A 14862-nucleotide genomic window follows, 5' to 3' on the forward strand; every position below is an offset into this window, starting at 1 on the left:
TTTACCTTGCGCCATGACTAAGATGAAGAAGGTACAGCCCCAGCTGCCCTACGCTGCCGAGGCGGGGTTAGTGAATGAATCCAAAACAGTCAATACCCTTCGCTACGAAGACGTCTACTACGATCACCAGCCGGGACGTGTCACGAGCGTCGAACGGGAGGGTACGCAGACCTTCGTGCTGGCAAGTGCCGGCAAACTCGGACTACGGATCGAAGTATGGAGCGACGATGTGATCCGCTTTTTTTACACCTTTGGCGGGCAGGTCGATGACTTCAGCTACGCCCGGGATCCACAGGCGCGCATACAGGCTGCGTCGATAGAGTTCGAACAGACGGACACCCACAGTATACTTACGACGGCTAATCTGGAACTTCGCGTACGCACGGTGGATAGCAGCGTAAGTATTACGGCGCGGGATAGCGGTCAACTGCTGCACGAATATGCTGCCCCGTTCTACGCCCGCACTACCCTGCTACGGGGCCTGGACCAGATGCGCTTGCAGTTTAAGACAGATCGCGAGGAAGGCTTTTTTGGACTCGGTGATAAGGCCTGGGACACGGACCTCAATGGCAGATGCCTGGATAACTGGTGCAGTGATTCGTTCGCCTACGGACGGGAGCGGGACGCGCTGTACCGGGCCATCCCCTTCTTTTACGGACTGCGCGATGGCAGCGCCTACGGGGTGTTCGTGGACAATAGCTACCGCAGCCACTTCGATTTTAACAGCAACCGCGATGATCTGGCTACGGTCTGGACCGAAGGTGGTGAGTTCGACTACTACTTTATCAACGGTCCGGCACTGGATCAAGTGGCGCAGCGGTATGCTCAGCTGACGGGCCTACCCGAGCTTCCGCCCCTCTGGGCGCTGGGCTACCACCAGTGCCGTTGGAGTTACTACCCGGAAAGCCGCGTTAAGGAGTTAGCCGCCACCTTCCGGGACAAAAATATCCCCTGCGACGCCATCTACCTGGATATCGACTACATGGACGGCTACCGTTGCTTTACCTGGAATAAGGACTACTTCCCCGATCCCAAGCAGATGATCTCGGAGCTACGCGATGATGGCTTCCATACGGTGGTCATGATCGATCCGGGCATCCGCGTTGATGAGGACTACCCCGTGTACACGGATGGTATTAAACAGGATGCCTTCTGTCGCCGCAGTACCGGCGAGCAGATGATCGGTCCGGTGTGGCCTTCGGAGTGCGTCTGGCCTGACTACACCGACCCCGACGTACGCGACTGGTGGGGGCAGCTATACCACGAGCTGTACGTCGAGCAGGGCGTAAGCGGCTTCTGGAACGACATGAACGAGCCGGCGATGTTCAAGGTCAACTCGCTGACCTTTCCGCTGGACGTGCGCCACGATTTCGACGGCCACGGCGGCGACCATAAGAAGGCCCACAACATCTACGGCATGCAGATGACGCGTGCTACCCATGACGGACTCAAGGCACTGCAACCGGCCAAGCGCCCCTTCCTGCTGGCGCGCGCCAACTTCAGCGGCGGACAGCGTTACGCTTCGCTATGGACGGGTGATAACGTAGCGAGTTGGGAGCATTTGGCGCTGGCTAACAGCCAGTCCCTACGCCTGGCCATCAGCGGCTACAGCTTCGTGGGCAGTGACATCGGTGGGTTTGTGGACGATCCTTCGCCCGAACTGTTGACCCGCTGGCTCCAGTTGGCAGTGTTCCATCCGCTGATGCGGGTGCACAGTATGGGCAACAATACGGACGGAGCGGCCGAGACGGAAAACGAAGAGGTCAAGAAGGCAGAGCGGGAGAACCGGCAGGATCAGGAACCCTGGGTGCACGGCGGCGAGCACACGCGGCGCAACCGGCTGGCCATCGAGATGCGCTACCAGTTGCTACCCTATCTGTACACGGCCTTTCACCACCACATCGCTACTGGCACTCCCGTGCTACGCAATCTATTTTTCTACGACCAGCACGATCCCAGGTGCCGCGAGTACGGCGACCAATTTCTGGCCGGTAATGACCTGCTGGTCTGTCCGGTCATCAAGCCAGGTATAAAGACGATGAACATCTACCTGCCCCGGGGGGAGTGGTATGACTTCTGGACGGGCAAACTACATGCCGGCCAGCAAAAGCTTCGCGCTCGGGTCAAGGCGGACCGGCTACCGATCTTCGTACGCGCGGGTGCCGTACTGCCCACCGTAGAGGCCGTACAGCACACCGCTGCCCTACAACGATTGGATACCCTGCACCTGTCGCTATTCCTGGCCGATCGCGGGGAAGGCACCCTGTACTGGGATGCCGGGGAGGGCTACGGATACCAGATCGGTCAGCACTCCACGCGAAGCTACCGGGTGGAACGGAGCGGACAACAGATCACGCTATCGCAGGTGGTAGACGGTCAGTTCAATGCGTCCTTCACCCAGGCTAATATCCGTCTGGTCGGCCTGACCCACGCGCCGGGCAAGGTGACCGTGGACGGTGAGCTGCTCCCCCACGCGCTGCAGTTCGACCAACGTACGGCTTCGGTTGTTGTGCCCTTTAACTTCCGGACCGTAACCATCGAGTAGGCTATCGCCGGCGGCAAACCCCTCCCCCACTATGTTTACAGGAATTATCGAGGCCGCAGGCACCATCACGAACGTCAGGCGCGAGCACGCCAACGTGCACTTTACCGTGCAAAGCCCCATTAGCGGTGAGCTGAAGGTAGATCAGAGCCTGGCTCATGACGGTGTCTGCCTTACCGTGGTCGCATGCACTAAGGATACCCATACGGTGACCGCCATTCAGGAAACCCTGAACCGGACCCGCCTGGGCGACTGGGAGGTCGGAGGTATCGTGAACCTGGAACGCGCCATGCAGGCCGGCGCACGTTTAGACGGCCACATCGTGCAGGGCCATGTAGACACCGTGGGCGAGTGCCTCCACGTCGAAGAAAGCGGCGGCAGCTGGTACTATACCTTTCGCTACGGCACGGATGACCTACTGGTCGATAAGGGTAGTGTATGCGTCAATGGCGTGAGTCTGACGGTAGTAGAACCCACCGACGACACCTTCAAAGTAGCCATCATACCCTACACGCATGCGCACACCAACTTCAAGGAATTGCGGTCCGGGAGTGAGGTGAACCTGGAGTTCGACATCATTGGCAAGTACATCGCGCGGCAGCTTGCAGCATACACCAAGCCCTAAGATCTAGCAATAGAATGCTCGCCTTAGGGGGATCCACAACATTAGTGTACCTTTCAACATGTAAAGAACACGTAATAGATGGACATGAAACAAGCGCTACTCAGTTTACTTTGCCTACTCTCATTCGCCGGCATCGCACAGCAGCCGGACCTCGCCCACCCCATGTACCGGCAATCGGTCAGGCCCACTGCACTGCTGACCAACAAGGCCGTGCCGGAGACGATCCTACCCGTGAGTATCGAAACCCTGGACTGCGCCAACGAAGCGGTGACGTACCTACTTAACGATACCCCCGGCTACTTCACCGGCACCAATGACTTTCTGGTGGAGGCTAACATCCAGCGGTTCATCTACGAAACCGATAGCGCCTTTCAGATCAACGAGGTAGGCGTCGCTTTTTCCACCATCGACTCCATATTAGACCCCACGCGTACGATCACTGCGCGCATCTACAATGACATCTCGGCGGACAGTACCCTGGGTAGCCTTCTCGGCGTTAGTATGGAAGTACCCGTCAGCGATCTGCTGGTCGCGGATACGTCTGGCATCCGCTTTACGCGATTCCCCTTTCCTGAGCCTGTCGTAGTGAGCCGCGACTCGTTCTGGGTCTGGATCGATCTATCAGATATTTACGAGGCGACTACGGGTGGGGACGTAGGTATCTACAGTACCCTCGATAGCTGTGGTGACGGACGCAACGCGTTTTTGTACCTACCGGGTACCGGTGGACAGCTTACCATAGCCTCTTACGAGAACATTGGGGCAGACCTGGAACTATTTATGCTCGCGGTAGTGGACCAAGAAGTCACCGTGGCTACCCGTCCAGCCCTGGCAAATTATCAAGCTACGGTGTCACCAAATCCTACAACCGACCGGTTTACCATCGCCTTCACGGTAGCTGGTACCGGGCAATATCGCGCATCGCTATCTGATTTACAGGGGCGGACACTGCGGTCCCGACCCTTTGCGCCACGCAGTGGATCGGTGCGCTTCGACTGGTCGCTAGCTGATCTACCCCCCGGAGTATACCTCTACAACATCGACGGGCCCCAAGGCCGCCAGTCCGGCAAAGTGATCAAGCGCTAGCCGGCCAGCTCCAGCAGGCCATCCGGCAGGTTCATGACCACGACCTCATCGTCCTCTCGCACCGCGACGACCAGGTTTTCGTGCAGTGGAATGTACAGCGTCTTGCCCTCGTAGGGCACCTCGGCCAGGTAGTGCTGCGGCAGGTCCATGATGTCTTCGATGGGTCCTAATAGGGGGTAGCCCTCGGCTTCGATCCGGTAGCCCAGTAGGGCGTCCCAGGGGGTGACCAGTTCGTCCACTTCGGCAGTGACCTGATGCTGCGGTAGCCACAAGGGTTTGCCGGATAGCAGACTGACCTGCTCGCGGGTAGTGAAGGTATCCAGCAGCACCGTGAGCTTGCCCCCCTCCCGGTAGTTCTTAACGAAATACGGTATGGCTGGGTCGCCGATGAGCACCGCCTTGGCCCGCAGCAGATCGTCCAGGTAGACTTCCTCTACTTGCAATCCCAGTTCTCCCTTGATGCCGTGTGGCCTACCCGTACGGCCTATCTCTACCAGTTCCATCCGTTCTTCAGTTTTGCGCGCACGCCGGTGCAATGATTAGTCAACGAGTAGCGCCTCGAGGCTGAGCGCTTCCCGGAGTGGACCGACGGTGGTCAGCTTCTTTTCAGCCACCGCCCGGCCCGCACGTGCGCAGGTGGGCCAGTCTTCGCCGGCCACGTGGGCGGCCAGAAAGCCGGACCAGAAGGCATCCCCCGCTCCCGTGGTGTCTTGTACATCGACCGGCCGGACGGGCAGACTGAAGCTCCCTGCCTCGCTGACTACGTAGCAGCCCTCCGCTCCGAGGGTCAGGCATACTACCCCTGCCCCGAGGTCGAGGAGGCGTTCGGCGGCGTCCTCCTTGTCGTCCAGTGTCTCGTCGAACAGGCGCACGAAATCTACATCGCTGCACTTGACCAGGCTCTTTTTGTCGCTATCCGCACCGAGACTCAGGTAGCTATTGATGACCCACATCGCACCCAGCCGATCGGGCCAGATCTTACTGGCGTAATTGACATCGATACTGAGCCGGGCACCGGCGGCTACCGCGCGGGCCGCCGCCTCCAGGATTGACGTGCGGGCGGGGTCGCGGCTCAGTGCGAAGGCCGTAGTGTGGAAGATCTTACAGTTCTGCAGGTAGGCGTCCGGGAATTGCTTGATGGTGATTTCCGCATCAGCGCCCCGATAGGCTTCGAAATTGCTGACGGCTTTGCTTTTGGTCACCAGGATCAGCGTGGTAGGTTCGGCGGCCCCACTGAGATGTTGTATGTCGACGTTTCGCTCCCGCAATTCATCCCGTAGCAGGGCGCCGGTATCGTCGTTACCTACGGTGGCTACCAGGCCGACGCTGCAGCCAAGCTGCCCCAGGTTCATGGCCAGATTGGCCGGGCTGCCCCCGGGGAGGCGCTGGTAGGTAGCGGCGCTGCGAAAGTCTTCGCTGTACTCGGTACTGATAAGGTCGACGAGTACTTCGCCGGTACAGATGATCTCGGGGACTTGCATTGCCCAAAGTTAGCAATTCCCGGCACCTGCGGCCGCGGCTGTAGTACCTTTAGCGCATGACTGGGATGCATAGCGTACTGATCTCCGTGGAGGAAGTGATCAAAGCCCGGCACCGGCTGCGCGGCGTGGCCCGGGAGACGCCCCTCATGCGGTCTACCCGCCTCAGTGAGCAGTACGGCGCCCAGGTGTACCTGAAGCGGGAAGATCTGCAGGAGGTACGCAGCTACAAGATTCGCGGCAGTTACAATAAGATGAGCTCCCTGACCCCCGATGAGCGCGAGCGGGGCGTAGTCTGTGCCAGTGCCGGCAACCACGCCCAGGGCCTGGCCTACGCCTGCAAGGCAATGCAGGTGCGCGGCACGATCTTCATGCCCGTAGTTACACCGGCCCAGAAGGTGCGTAAGGTGCGCATGTTCGGCGGCGACTACGTGGAGGTCGTGCTGATCGGCGATACCTACGACGATGCCTACGCCGAATCCATGCGCGTAGCCGAGGAGCGGGGACTGACCTACGTACACCCCTTCGATGACCCCAAAACGATTGCCGGACAGGGCACCGTAGGACTAGAGATCCTGGACGCGGCTACCCAACCTATCGATATGGTCGTACTGGCCGTGGGGGGTGGTGGACTGAGTGCGGGCATCGGCAGCGTGTTCCATCAGCTGAGTCCCGACACTCAGCTCATTGGCGTGGAGCCGGCCGGAGCACCGGCCATGTACGAAAGCATCCGGCAGGGGCAGATCGTGACGCTTGATACCATCGATAGCTTTGTGGACGGCGCAGCCGTGCGCCGCGTGGGCACGCATAACTTTCCGATCGTAGCCGCCACCTTCGAACGCATCGAACTGGTGGACGAAGGCAAGGTCTGCGGCGTCATGCTGGACCTGTACAACGAGGACGGACTGGTCGTGGAGCCGGCGGGTGCCCTATCCATCGCCGTACTCGACCAGTTGGGTGACCTACGGGGCAAGCGGATCGTCTGTGTAGTGAGCGGGGGGAACAACGACATCACGCGCACCCCCGAGATCCAGGAACGGGCACTGATGTACGCCGGACTGAAGCACTACTTCATCGTGCAATTTCCCCAGCGGTCGGGCGCGCTGCGCGACTTCCTGGACGTGCTGGGACCGGACGACGACATCACGCATTTTGAGTACACCAAGAAGCATAACCGGGCCATGGGTCCTGCGCTGGTGGGGATTCAGCTCGGGCAGCGCGGCGGCTTCGAGCAGTTGCTGGAGCGCATGAACGAGCGCAAGATGCGCTTCGAGCACCTGAATGATCAGCCCATTCTGTTTGAGATGCTCATATAGTAGAACCAAAGGGGGGTAGTCAATTGTCTCCTCGCTATGGAAGTACAACTAGCCTGCCCGAAGTGCGAGTGGCAGCCGGACGGTCACGCCCACTGGGTGTGCGACAACTGCGACACCCGCTTCGACACCTTCGAGACCACCGCCATCTGCCCCAGCTGCAAGAAGCAGTTCAAGGATACGCAGTGCATCGAGTGCCGTGAGTTCTCCCCCCACCTGGAGTGGTACCGCAACCTGGATGCCTGGCTGATGGAGCAACTGGAACGCATCCGTGAGCGGGTGCTGTCGGACGCCTGACCACCCAACAGTTTGTTACATTTACCGGCCTAACCCCCTATTGTGTTACATAACCTAAAACTTATTTCCGCCGGAGCCGGTAGCGGAAAAACATACCGCCTTACCGAAGAGATGGCCCAGCTGCTGACCAGCGGCGCGGTGCGTCCCAACGGTATCATCGCCACTACCTTCACCCAGCGGGCCGCCGCCGAGCTCAAGGAGCGGGTCCGGGTGAAGCTTCTTCGGGAAGGGCTGACCCAGGAGGCCAACGCGCTGACCAATGCGCTCATCGGTACGGTGCACGGCCTGGGCGTCAAACTGCTACGGCGGTTTGCCTACGAGGCCGGGGTGAGTCCGCAGGTAGATATCATCGCCGATGGTGACGACCAGCGCCTGTTCAACCTCAGCATGGCGGCGGTCATCAAGCTGGACCAGATCCGGGAGATCGAGGGGCTATGTGAACGGCTGGGACTGAGCGCCAACGGAGAGAAGTACAACTGGCGCAAGGATGTACGTGGTCTGGTAGAAATCATCCGCGGCAACAACTTCAGTAAGGAAGACATCGCCAAGAGCAGGGCTAATAGCTGGACAACGCTGCAGGCCTTCCTGCCGCCGGCCCGTGAGGACCTGACGCTGCAACAGTACCACACCCGCATGCAGCGGGTACTCAAGGAGACCTTCGAGGCACTCTTCGATAATCCCGCGGACAGCACAAAGAAAACGGAGTCGGCCGCCGTGGGCCTACGCAGCGCACTTGCCCAACTGAAGCAGCACGACTACCTACCCTGGATCGAGTACGCCAAGATGGGGCGGTTCACCACCTCCGTAAGTGCGAAGAGTAAAGAGCTCGTAACGGAGTTGGAAGCGCTCGGTCAGGAACACGCTGCCCTCGCCGCCTTTCAGGACGACCTGAAGGGGTACCAGGATATGATCTTCGACTTTGCCCGGGATAGTATCGCCGAGTACGATAGCTACAAGAAGAACCGGGGCCGCATCGACTATACCGACATGGAGGTGCTGGTACTAAAGCTCCTTGATCACCCCAGCGTACAGGCTACCCTGAGCCGCGAGCTGGACTTGCTTATGGTCGATGAGTTTCAGGATACCTCTCCCATTCAGCTTGCACTCTTCCTGCGCCTGTCGCAACTGGCCAAGCAGAGCGTTTGGGTAGGTGATCCTAAACAGTCGATCTATGGCTTTCGCGGGGCCGAGCCCCGGCTGATGGCAGCCGTCATGAACGCGAACGGCCCCATCGATCCAGCCAACATTCAGCGGGACAGTTGGAGGAGCCGCGAAGACATCGTGTACACCTGCAACAGCTTATTCGTCAGCGCATTTCCGGAGTTCGGCGCCCAGGAGGTCGCGCTCGAGCCGGTACGCAGTCGCGCAGGCTCCAAGTACGCCCCGGCTGAAAGCAGCGAGCTCAGCGACACCGCAGGACTCATCCACTGGCACTTCGCCATCGAGGGCGGTGGCCGGTGGAAGGCGGCTTTCCTACACGACGCCCTGGCTAAGGCGATCCGGGAACTTCTGGCCGCCCCACCCCTCATCCTGCCCAAGGGAGAAACCACAGAGCGCCGACTACGCGCCGGAGACATCGCCGTCCTTTGCCGGACCAACTACGGCTGCCGCGACATCGCTGATGCCTTGGCTAAGCAGGGACTGTCCGCCGCAATTGCCCGCACCGGTCTGCTGCGCACCGCCGAGGCTACCCTACTCCTGGCCTGTCTGAAGTATATGCTCAACGGCAGCGACAGCCTGTCGGTAGCGGAGATCATGCTACTCGGCAGTCGGCATAGCCTGCCCGAGATCATTGATCACCGGATGGATTACCTGGCCCAGACCGAGGAACTAGACACTGCCCCCCCCTGGGCTGAAGACGACAGCCTGCTACGGGAGTTGGAGGCGCTCCGCAAGATCACCTCCGAGCACTCCACAAGTGAAATGCTCAATATCGTCCTCGAACGCATCGATCTGCGCCGTATCGCCGTAGCCTGGGGTGACGGTGAGCAGCGCCTCAGCAATGTAGACGAACTGCGGCGACTAGCCGTAGCCTACGAAGACAACTGCCACCGGCAGTACCGGGCCGCCTCTCTGGGTGGCTATTTGCTGTACCTCAACCAGCTGGTCCGCGAGGAACAGGACACCCAGGGGGCCAGCGAACGGCCCGACGCGGTCAACGTACTCACCTACCACCGCAGCAAGGGCCTGGAGTGGCCAGCCGTGATATGCTACAACCTGGAGCAGGGCCTGCGCGCCGATCTGTGGGGCCGTGCCGTGATCGCCGACGATCCCGACGCGCCGGTCGATCTGTCTGCTCCGCTGGCCAATCGCTGGCTGCGCTACTGGGTGAACCCCTACGGCAGACTCAGTGGAGGCATTCCCTGGGTAGAGGAATTAGAAAGCAGTGACTGGCAGGCGCAGGCTACCGAATCCGCCCTGGCCGAAGAAGCCCGCCTACTCTACGTAGGCATGACCCGCGCCCGCGACTACCTGATCCTTCCCACCGGCAAGTACGGTGCCCCCTGGGTAGACCGCGTATACGGTCGGGGCGGCAAGGAGACTATCGTACTGGAACCCGGCACCACCGAGACCCCCTTTAGCTGGAACGACCGCGATATCGACAAGACCAATCGGCAGTTCGTAGAGCCCATTTCTCAACCACGGACCGCAGCAACCTACTCCCCCCTACCCTTCCTGTCCGGCCAGCGGCCCGGCCGTACGCCCCACGCTCCACAATGGGTCGATGAGGCCTTCATCCTGGACACCTTTGGGCCGTGCAGTAGCAGCGAGCCGCTGACTTACATCCAGCTGGACGAACCGGATCCTGCTACGGACTTACGACAGTACGCCCGCTGCGCTAGTGCATTCCTGGCCGGCGATCCCCACGGCGCGGACCGCTCGTACCGCGAAGAGGTCGCCCAGGCACTGCTCTACGATCACCAGCCCGGCGGCGCGATCGATGTAGCGCAGCTGCTTGCACAGTCCGACTCCTACAACGACTTTACGGAAGCCCACTGGCCCGCGGCGAAGATCCATCGTCACCTCGCCCTGCGCGGACAGGTCGGTCAGCGATACTACGACAGGCAGGTGGACTGGTTGGCCGTACTTCCGGATGACAGCTGTGTACTGATCCAGGACGTATGCACCGCCCCCAAGCAATTTCAGCAGCAGATCGGTATTCGCCTGGCCGAACTGCGTCTGCAGACCACCCTGCTGGAGCGTCTGTACGGTAAGCAGGTCACCTCAGCCTTTTTACATACGCCGGCTACCGGATGCCTGACTGAACTCGTACTATGACAATCCTGCTGCTTGCCGCTACCCCTCCGGAGATCGCTCCGACCGTAAGCTGGTTACGGCAACAGGCCAGTCAGGAAACACTCAACGTACTACACTTCCCGCGAGTGCAGATCGAGGTCGTATTCGGGGGGCTTGGCGTGGTATCTACCGCCTATCTACTGGGTAAGCGATTTGCCACCCAGCCGCCGGTACAGTTAGCCATTCAGGCGGGCATCGCCGGTGCGCTGGATCGCTCGTTGGCCTATGGTCAGGTCGTCAACGTAACTAGCGAACGCCTGGGCGACTGGGGGGCCGAAGACCGTGATGGGAGCCTGCTGAGTCCGGCCGATATCGGCTTTCCGCCCGGCTTCCCCTTCGACGCTACGGGTAGCTTGCGGCCACCGGGACCCGCTGCTATTCTCCCCTTCACTACGGCGGCCGGCCTGACGGTGCAGCGCGCTACGGGTTCGGATGCAAGCATAGCCCGACTGCGTACTCACTTTCCAGATGCTCAGGTAGAGTCCATGGAGGGAGCAGCCTTTTTCTATGCCTGCCTGGAGGCCGGGGTGGATGCACTTCAGTTACGCGGCATCAGTAATTATGTAGAGGCGCGCGATCGCAGCAAGTGGCAGCTCACCCCGGCCATTGAAGCGGTGAATGTAGCCGTGCAGCAGGTGCTGACGCCCTTCATCCACTAATTTTTCATCTCTACCCGTGCGGTGGGCCCCATCATCTCGTTGCGCAGGGCTGTCTGTCGGGCTACGTTGCGGGCCACATTGAGCCAGGCTTCGCGGACGGCCTCGTTTTCCTTATCCAGCACGGCGGGCGTGCCGGAATCACCCCCCTCCCGGATCGATTGTACCAGGGGAATCTGCCCGAGAAGCATGCTGTTACTTTTTTTGGCCAGCGTCTTACCGCCGCCCTTCCCGAAGATGTAGTACTTATTGTCGGGCAGTTCGGCCGGAGTGAAGTACGCCATGTTCTCCACCACTCCGAGCACGGGGACGTTGACTGATTCTAGGAAGAACATATTCATCGCTTTGACCGCGTCGGCGAGCGCTACTTCCTGTGGGGTAGTGACCATTACCGCGCCAGTCACGCTGACGACCTGCACCAGTGTAAGCTGTACATCTCCCGTGCCGGGGGGTAAGTCTACAATGAGGTAGTCCAGCGGGGGCCAGATCGTCTCCTCCACGAACTGCTTGATGATGCCCGCCAGACGGGGACCGCGCAGCACGACGGCCTGCTCCGGTTCGATGATAAATCCGGTGCTCATGACGGGTAGTCCGTAAGCATACAGCGGCTTGATCTTCGGCTTGCCGTACACCTTTTCGACCTGGGGCTTTTGGCCCTGCAGGCCGAGCATGGTCGGGGCGGAGGGACCGTAGACATCCGCATCGAGCAATCCGACCGCGGCGCCCAGTTGCTGAAGTCCCAGGGCCAGATTGACCGCTACGGTACTCTTCCCTACCCCACCCTTACCGCTGGCTACGGCAATGATATTTTTGACGTGCGGCAGGGGATTGCTCTGCTGGGGACCACCCCCCTTGCCCGCCTGGGGCGTAGCGGCGGGGTTCTGCATATGCACGTGCACCTGCGCGCCTGGGTAGACCGATAGAATGGCCTCCTGGCAGGCGAAGTTGAGCTGTTGTTTGTAGTCGGCTTCGAGCTTCGGTAGCTGGAGGGTGAAGGACACGTTGGGTGGTTCCACCTTTAGGTGGAGGACCATGTTGGCGGTGATGATATCCTGGCCGGTCTGGGGGTCGGTGACGGTGGCCAGGGCCTCCGCTATTTTGGCTACTTCCATGGGGTGAGTTTAGTGACGATCGTCAGAGCTCGACGATGGTCACGCCCTCGCCGCCCTGCTCGCGGGGGGGCGTGGTGAGGGTGAATTCGTGGGTGTATTCCTGTAGTTTTTGTCGCACGGCGCGCTTCAGTGCTCCGCTGCCCCTGCCGTGCACGATGCGCAGTTGGCTGGCGTTGGCCATCAGGGCCTGATCTACGAAGGCCTGCATGGTATTGAGCACTTCCTCGTAGCGCATGCCGCGCACGTCGAGCTTGTTGTCAAAGGCAGCTACGGCGCTGATGTTACTGGTTACGCTGCGTTCACGGCGCAGTGCCATGGGATTGTCGGCGTGCTCGATATCGCGCAGATGTACAGTGAGGCGCAGATCGCCTACGATAACGACGGCTTTCTTGCGGTCGATGGTCTCGATGGTGCCCGCCGCGCCACCCGTGCGCAGCTTGACGTAGTCCCCCTCCTTAAAGGCGGTTTTGGCCTGCTTGCCCTTGCGGGGCTGGTAGTAGATCGACTCCCGCAGATCGGTGACCTGCTCGCTGATCTTTTCCCGCTCTTCGCGCAGGGCTTTGGCTTGCTCCTTGGCCTCGTCGATCTTCTTCTCTTCGCGCAGCTTGCGGATCAGGGTTTCCATCTCCTTGTTGTACTTGGCGGTCTCGGCGAGCGCTTGTTCTTTGGCCTCCAGCTTGAGCCGCTTGCGGCGCACTTCGATGTCGCGGTGGAGCTCCTCGTAGGTGCGGGTCAGGGCATCTAGCGTTTTCTGCTTCTGCTCCATGGTCTTGAGGTGCGCCTCAACCTCCTGTTTTTCCCGCTGGAGATCGACCAGCAACTGATCTACGGCGCGCTCGTTCTTGCCGGCCCGTTTGCGGGCGTGGGTGAGCACCTCCTGGGGCAGTCCACTCTTCTGCGCGATCTCAAAGGCGTAGCTGGAACCCGGTCGGCCCACCTTCAGCTCGTAGGTCGGTGATAGGGTATCCTTGTCGAAGTTCATCCCTCCGTTAACTATGCCCGGCGTCTTGTAGGCATAGATCTTCAGGTTGCTGTAGTGGGTGGTGATGACACCGTACACCTGTTTGGCGTTGAGTCCTTCGAGCACCCCTTCGGCAATAGCACCGCCGAGGGCCGGGTCAGTACCCGATCCGAATTCGTCAATTAAGACCATGGTACGCTCGTCGGCCGACTTGATGAATTCTTTGGCATTCTTCAGTCGGCTAGAGTAGGTCGACAAATCATCCTCGATACTCTGTTGATCGCCGATATCCGCGAACAGCCCACTGAAGATACCCAGCTGAGACTCTTTGTCCACGGGCAGTAGCATGCCTGACTGAAGCATCAATTGAAGCAGGCCGACCGACTTCATGAGGATCGACTTACCGCCGGCGTTCGGACCGGACAGCATCAGCAACCGATTTTTGCCGCTCAGCTTGAGGTCGAAAGGCACGGTTTCTCTACCGTATTGCTTATTCTTTAGGTAAAGTAAGGGGTGGCGACCGTCCACGATCTTGAGCGTGGGCCGGTGGTCTACCTTGGGGCGCTCAGCCTTAAGTTGTTGGGCAATGCGGGCCTTAGCCTGCACCAGGTCAAAGTACGCGATCAGGTCGCGGTAGCCGGTAATGTGGTCCACGTATGGCCGGAGCTGGGCGGAAACCTCGCGCAGGATCCGGTAGATCTCGCGCCGCTCCTCCTGCTGGTAGTCGAAGATATCGTTGTTGATACTGATCACCTCATCGGGTTCGATGTAGGCGGTTTTACCCGTGGCGGACTCATCGTGAATAATACCCCGGATCTGCCGCTTAAACTCGCTCGGCACGCTGAGTACACGGCGGCCGTTGCGCAGGCTCTCTACGGTGTCGGACAAGTAGCCCGCCCGGCGGTATTTCTCGATCACGGACCGGAAGGCCTTCTCCACTTCCCGCTGCTTGCTGCCGATGAGTCGGCGAATCCGCGACAGGTCTTCGGAGGCATCCGACCGGATCACGCCCTCTGCGTCGATCACCGCTTCGATGGCGGCGGATAGCTCCGGTACGTACTCGACCTGTCGCACCACAGCGTAGAGGTGCTCGTACTTAGCCTGCCTAGCCGGACCCTGAAAGAATGCGAAGAGTTGTTTGGCTTGTAGCAAGAGTACATTAACCTTAGCCAGACCACTTTCTACCAGCACATAGCCTTCGACGCGCAGGGCGCGAAGTTCTTCTCCGATATCGTCGTACGCACCGATCGAGAACATGCTTTTTTCCTCCGTCCCCTGCCGGAACTCGGCGACCTCATCCAGCCAGCGGTTTACTTCGGTGACTTTGGTAGAGGGCTGCAGCTCACGGGCCGCCGCACGGCCCAACTCCCCCTGGCACTGCCGCTCCAGCAGGGCTAAAACTTTATCAAACTCTAATTTCTCGAAGGTGTCTCCGGGTAGTAACTGCATAGCTGGTCGTGGTGCCCCTTCCTAACCCCCGAAGGGCGGGCTAGGT

At 60.0% G+C, this 14862-nt stretch carries 11 protein-coding genes; 7 read left to right on the plus strand and 4 right to left on the minus strand.

Translation table 11 applies throughout. The features are described from left to right. Window positions 1-13: 13 nt before the first annotated feature. The 3 genes from MJQ68_RS07790 (at window position 14) to MJQ68_RS07800 (ending at window position 4253) form a co-directional block, all read left to right on the plus strand. Complete coding sequence (locus MJQ68_RS07790; protein ID WP_238750469.1) at window positions 14-2545, plus strand: glycoside hydrolase family 31 protein; 2532 nt, start codon at window positions 14-16, stop codon at window positions 2543-2545. A 31-nt stretch (window positions 2546-2576) separates the two neighbouring features. Continuing rightward, window positions 2577-3167: a riboflavin synthase gene (locus MJQ68_RS07795; protein WP_238750470.1), complete on the plus strand. Its 591-nt coding sequence runs from the start codon at window positions 2577-2579 to the stop codon at window positions 3165-3167. Between the two features lie 84 nt (window positions 3168-3251). After that, entirely contained in the window at window positions 3252-4253 is a 1002-nt protein-coding gene (locus MJQ68_RS07800) for a T9SS type A sorting domain-containing protein (RefSeq protein WP_238750471.1), read from the plus strand. Here MJQ68_RS07800 and MJQ68_RS07805 read toward each other — a convergent pair. Both MJQ68_RS07805 and MJQ68_RS07810 read right to left on the minus strand, forming a co-directional pair. Next, the gene (locus tag MJQ68_RS07805) at window positions 4250-4756 is read right to left on the minus strand and encodes a ribosome maturation factor RimM (protein WP_238750472.1); all 507 of its coding nucleotides are present in this window, start codon (window positions 4754-4756) and stop codon (window positions 4250-4252) included. The two genes, MJQ68_RS07800 and MJQ68_RS07805, sit on opposite strands and share 4 nt — an antisense overlap. 36 nt (window positions 4757-4792) lie before the next feature. Then, a complete protein-coding gene (locus tag MJQ68_RS07810; protein ID WP_238750473.1) occupies window positions 4793-5734 on the minus strand; it encodes a carbohydrate kinase family protein in 942 nt (313 codons plus the stop codon). A gap of 56 nt (window positions 5735-5790) precedes the next feature. Here MJQ68_RS07810 and ilvA point away from each other — a divergent pair, with 56 nt between their 5' ends. Genes ilvA through mqnB form a run of 4 tightly spaced genes read left to right on the plus strand, consistent with a single transcriptional unit; the run spans window position 5791 to window position 11297 of the window. Beyond that, on the plus strand, window positions 5791-7047 hold the full coding sequence (gene ilvA / locus MJQ68_RS07815) for a threonine ammonia-lyase (RefSeq protein ID WP_238750474.1): 1257 nt from the start codon (window positions 5791-5793) through the stop codon (window positions 7045-7047). 36 nt (window positions 7048-7083) lie between these two features. Continuing rightward, on the plus strand, window positions 7084-7341 hold the full coding sequence (locus tag MJQ68_RS07820) for a hypothetical protein (RefSeq protein WP_238750475.1): 258 nt from the start codon (window positions 7084-7086) through the stop codon (window positions 7339-7341). A 42-nt stretch (window positions 7342-7383) separates the two neighbouring features. Further along, window positions 7384-10620 carry a UvrD-helicase domain-containing protein gene (locus MJQ68_RS07825; protein WP_238750476.1) on the plus strand — a complete coding sequence of 1079 codons (3237 nt, stop codon included), beginning with the start codon at window positions 7384-7386 and terminating at the stop codon, window positions 10618-10620. Further along, on the plus strand, window positions 10617-11297 hold the full coding sequence (mqnB, locus tag MJQ68_RS07830; RefSeq protein ID WP_238750477.1) for a futalosine hydrolase: 681 nt from the start codon (window positions 10617-10619) through the stop codon (window positions 11295-11297). Before MJQ68_RS07825 ends, mqnB begins: the two co-directional genes overlap by 4 nt. On the opposite strand, the gene MJQ68_RS07835 is transcribed toward mqnB, so the two are convergent. Both MJQ68_RS07835 and MJQ68_RS07840 read right to left on the minus strand, forming a co-directional pair. Further along, complete coding sequence (locus MJQ68_RS07835) at window positions 11294-12406, minus strand: Mrp/NBP35 family ATP-binding protein (RefSeq protein WP_238750478.1); 1113 nt, start codon at window positions 12404-12406, stop codon at window positions 11294-11296. The two genes, mqnB and MJQ68_RS07835, sit on opposite strands and share 4 nt — an antisense overlap. Window positions 12407-12428: 22 nt before the next feature. Beyond that, window positions 12429-14816, minus strand: a complete 2388-nt coding sequence (locus MJQ68_RS07840) for an endonuclease MutS2 (RefSeq protein ID WP_238750479.1) — start codon at window positions 14814-14816, stop codon at window positions 12429-12431. Between the last annotated feature and the right edge of the window lie 46 nt (window positions 14817-14862).

Origin of the sequence: Neolewinella maritima, from assembly GCF_923081025.1 — a bacterium.
Lineage (GTDB): Bacteria > Bacteroidota > Bacteroidia > Chitinophagales > Saprospiraceae > Neolewinella > Neolewinella maritima.

Coding starts and splice junctions, on each gene's coding strand:
- MJQ68_RS07795 (WP_238750470.1), top strand. CDS start 2,577: ATGTTTACAGGAATTATCGAGGCCGCAGGCACCATCACGAACGTCAGG.
- MJQ68_RS07810 (WP_238750473.1), bottom strand. CDS start 5,734: ATGCAAGTCCCCGAGATCATCTGTACCGGCGAAGTACTCGTCGACCTT.
- MJQ68_RS07790 (WP_238750469.1), top strand. CDS start 14: ATGACTAAGATGAAGAAGGTACAGCCCCAGCTGCCCTACGCTGCCGAG.
- MJQ68_RS07840 (WP_238750479.1), bottom strand. CDS start 14,816: ATGCAGTTACTACCCGGAGACACCTTCGAGAAATTAGAGTTTGATAAA.
- MJQ68_RS07820 (WP_238750475.1), top strand. CDS start 7,084: ATGGAAGTACAACTAGCCTGCCCGAAGTGCGAGTGGCAGCCGGACGGT.
- MJQ68_RS07800 (WP_238750471.1), top strand. CDS start 3,252: ATGAAACAAGCGCTACTCAGTTTACTTTGCCTACTCTCATTCGCCGGC.
- ilvA (WP_238750474.1), top strand. CDS start 5,791: ATGACTGGGATGCATAGCGTACTGATCTCCGTGGAGGAAGTGATCAAA.
- mqnB (WP_238750477.1), top strand. CDS start 10,617: ATGACAATCCTGCTGCTTGCCGCTACCCCTCCGGAGATCGCTCCGACC.
- MJQ68_RS07835 (WP_238750478.1), bottom strand. CDS start 12,406: ATGGAAGTAGCCAAAATAGCGGAGGCCCTGGCCACCGTCACCGACCCC.
- MJQ68_RS07805 (WP_238750472.1), bottom strand. CDS start 4,756: ATGGAACTGGTAGAGATAGGCCGTACGGGTAGGCCACACGGCATCAAG.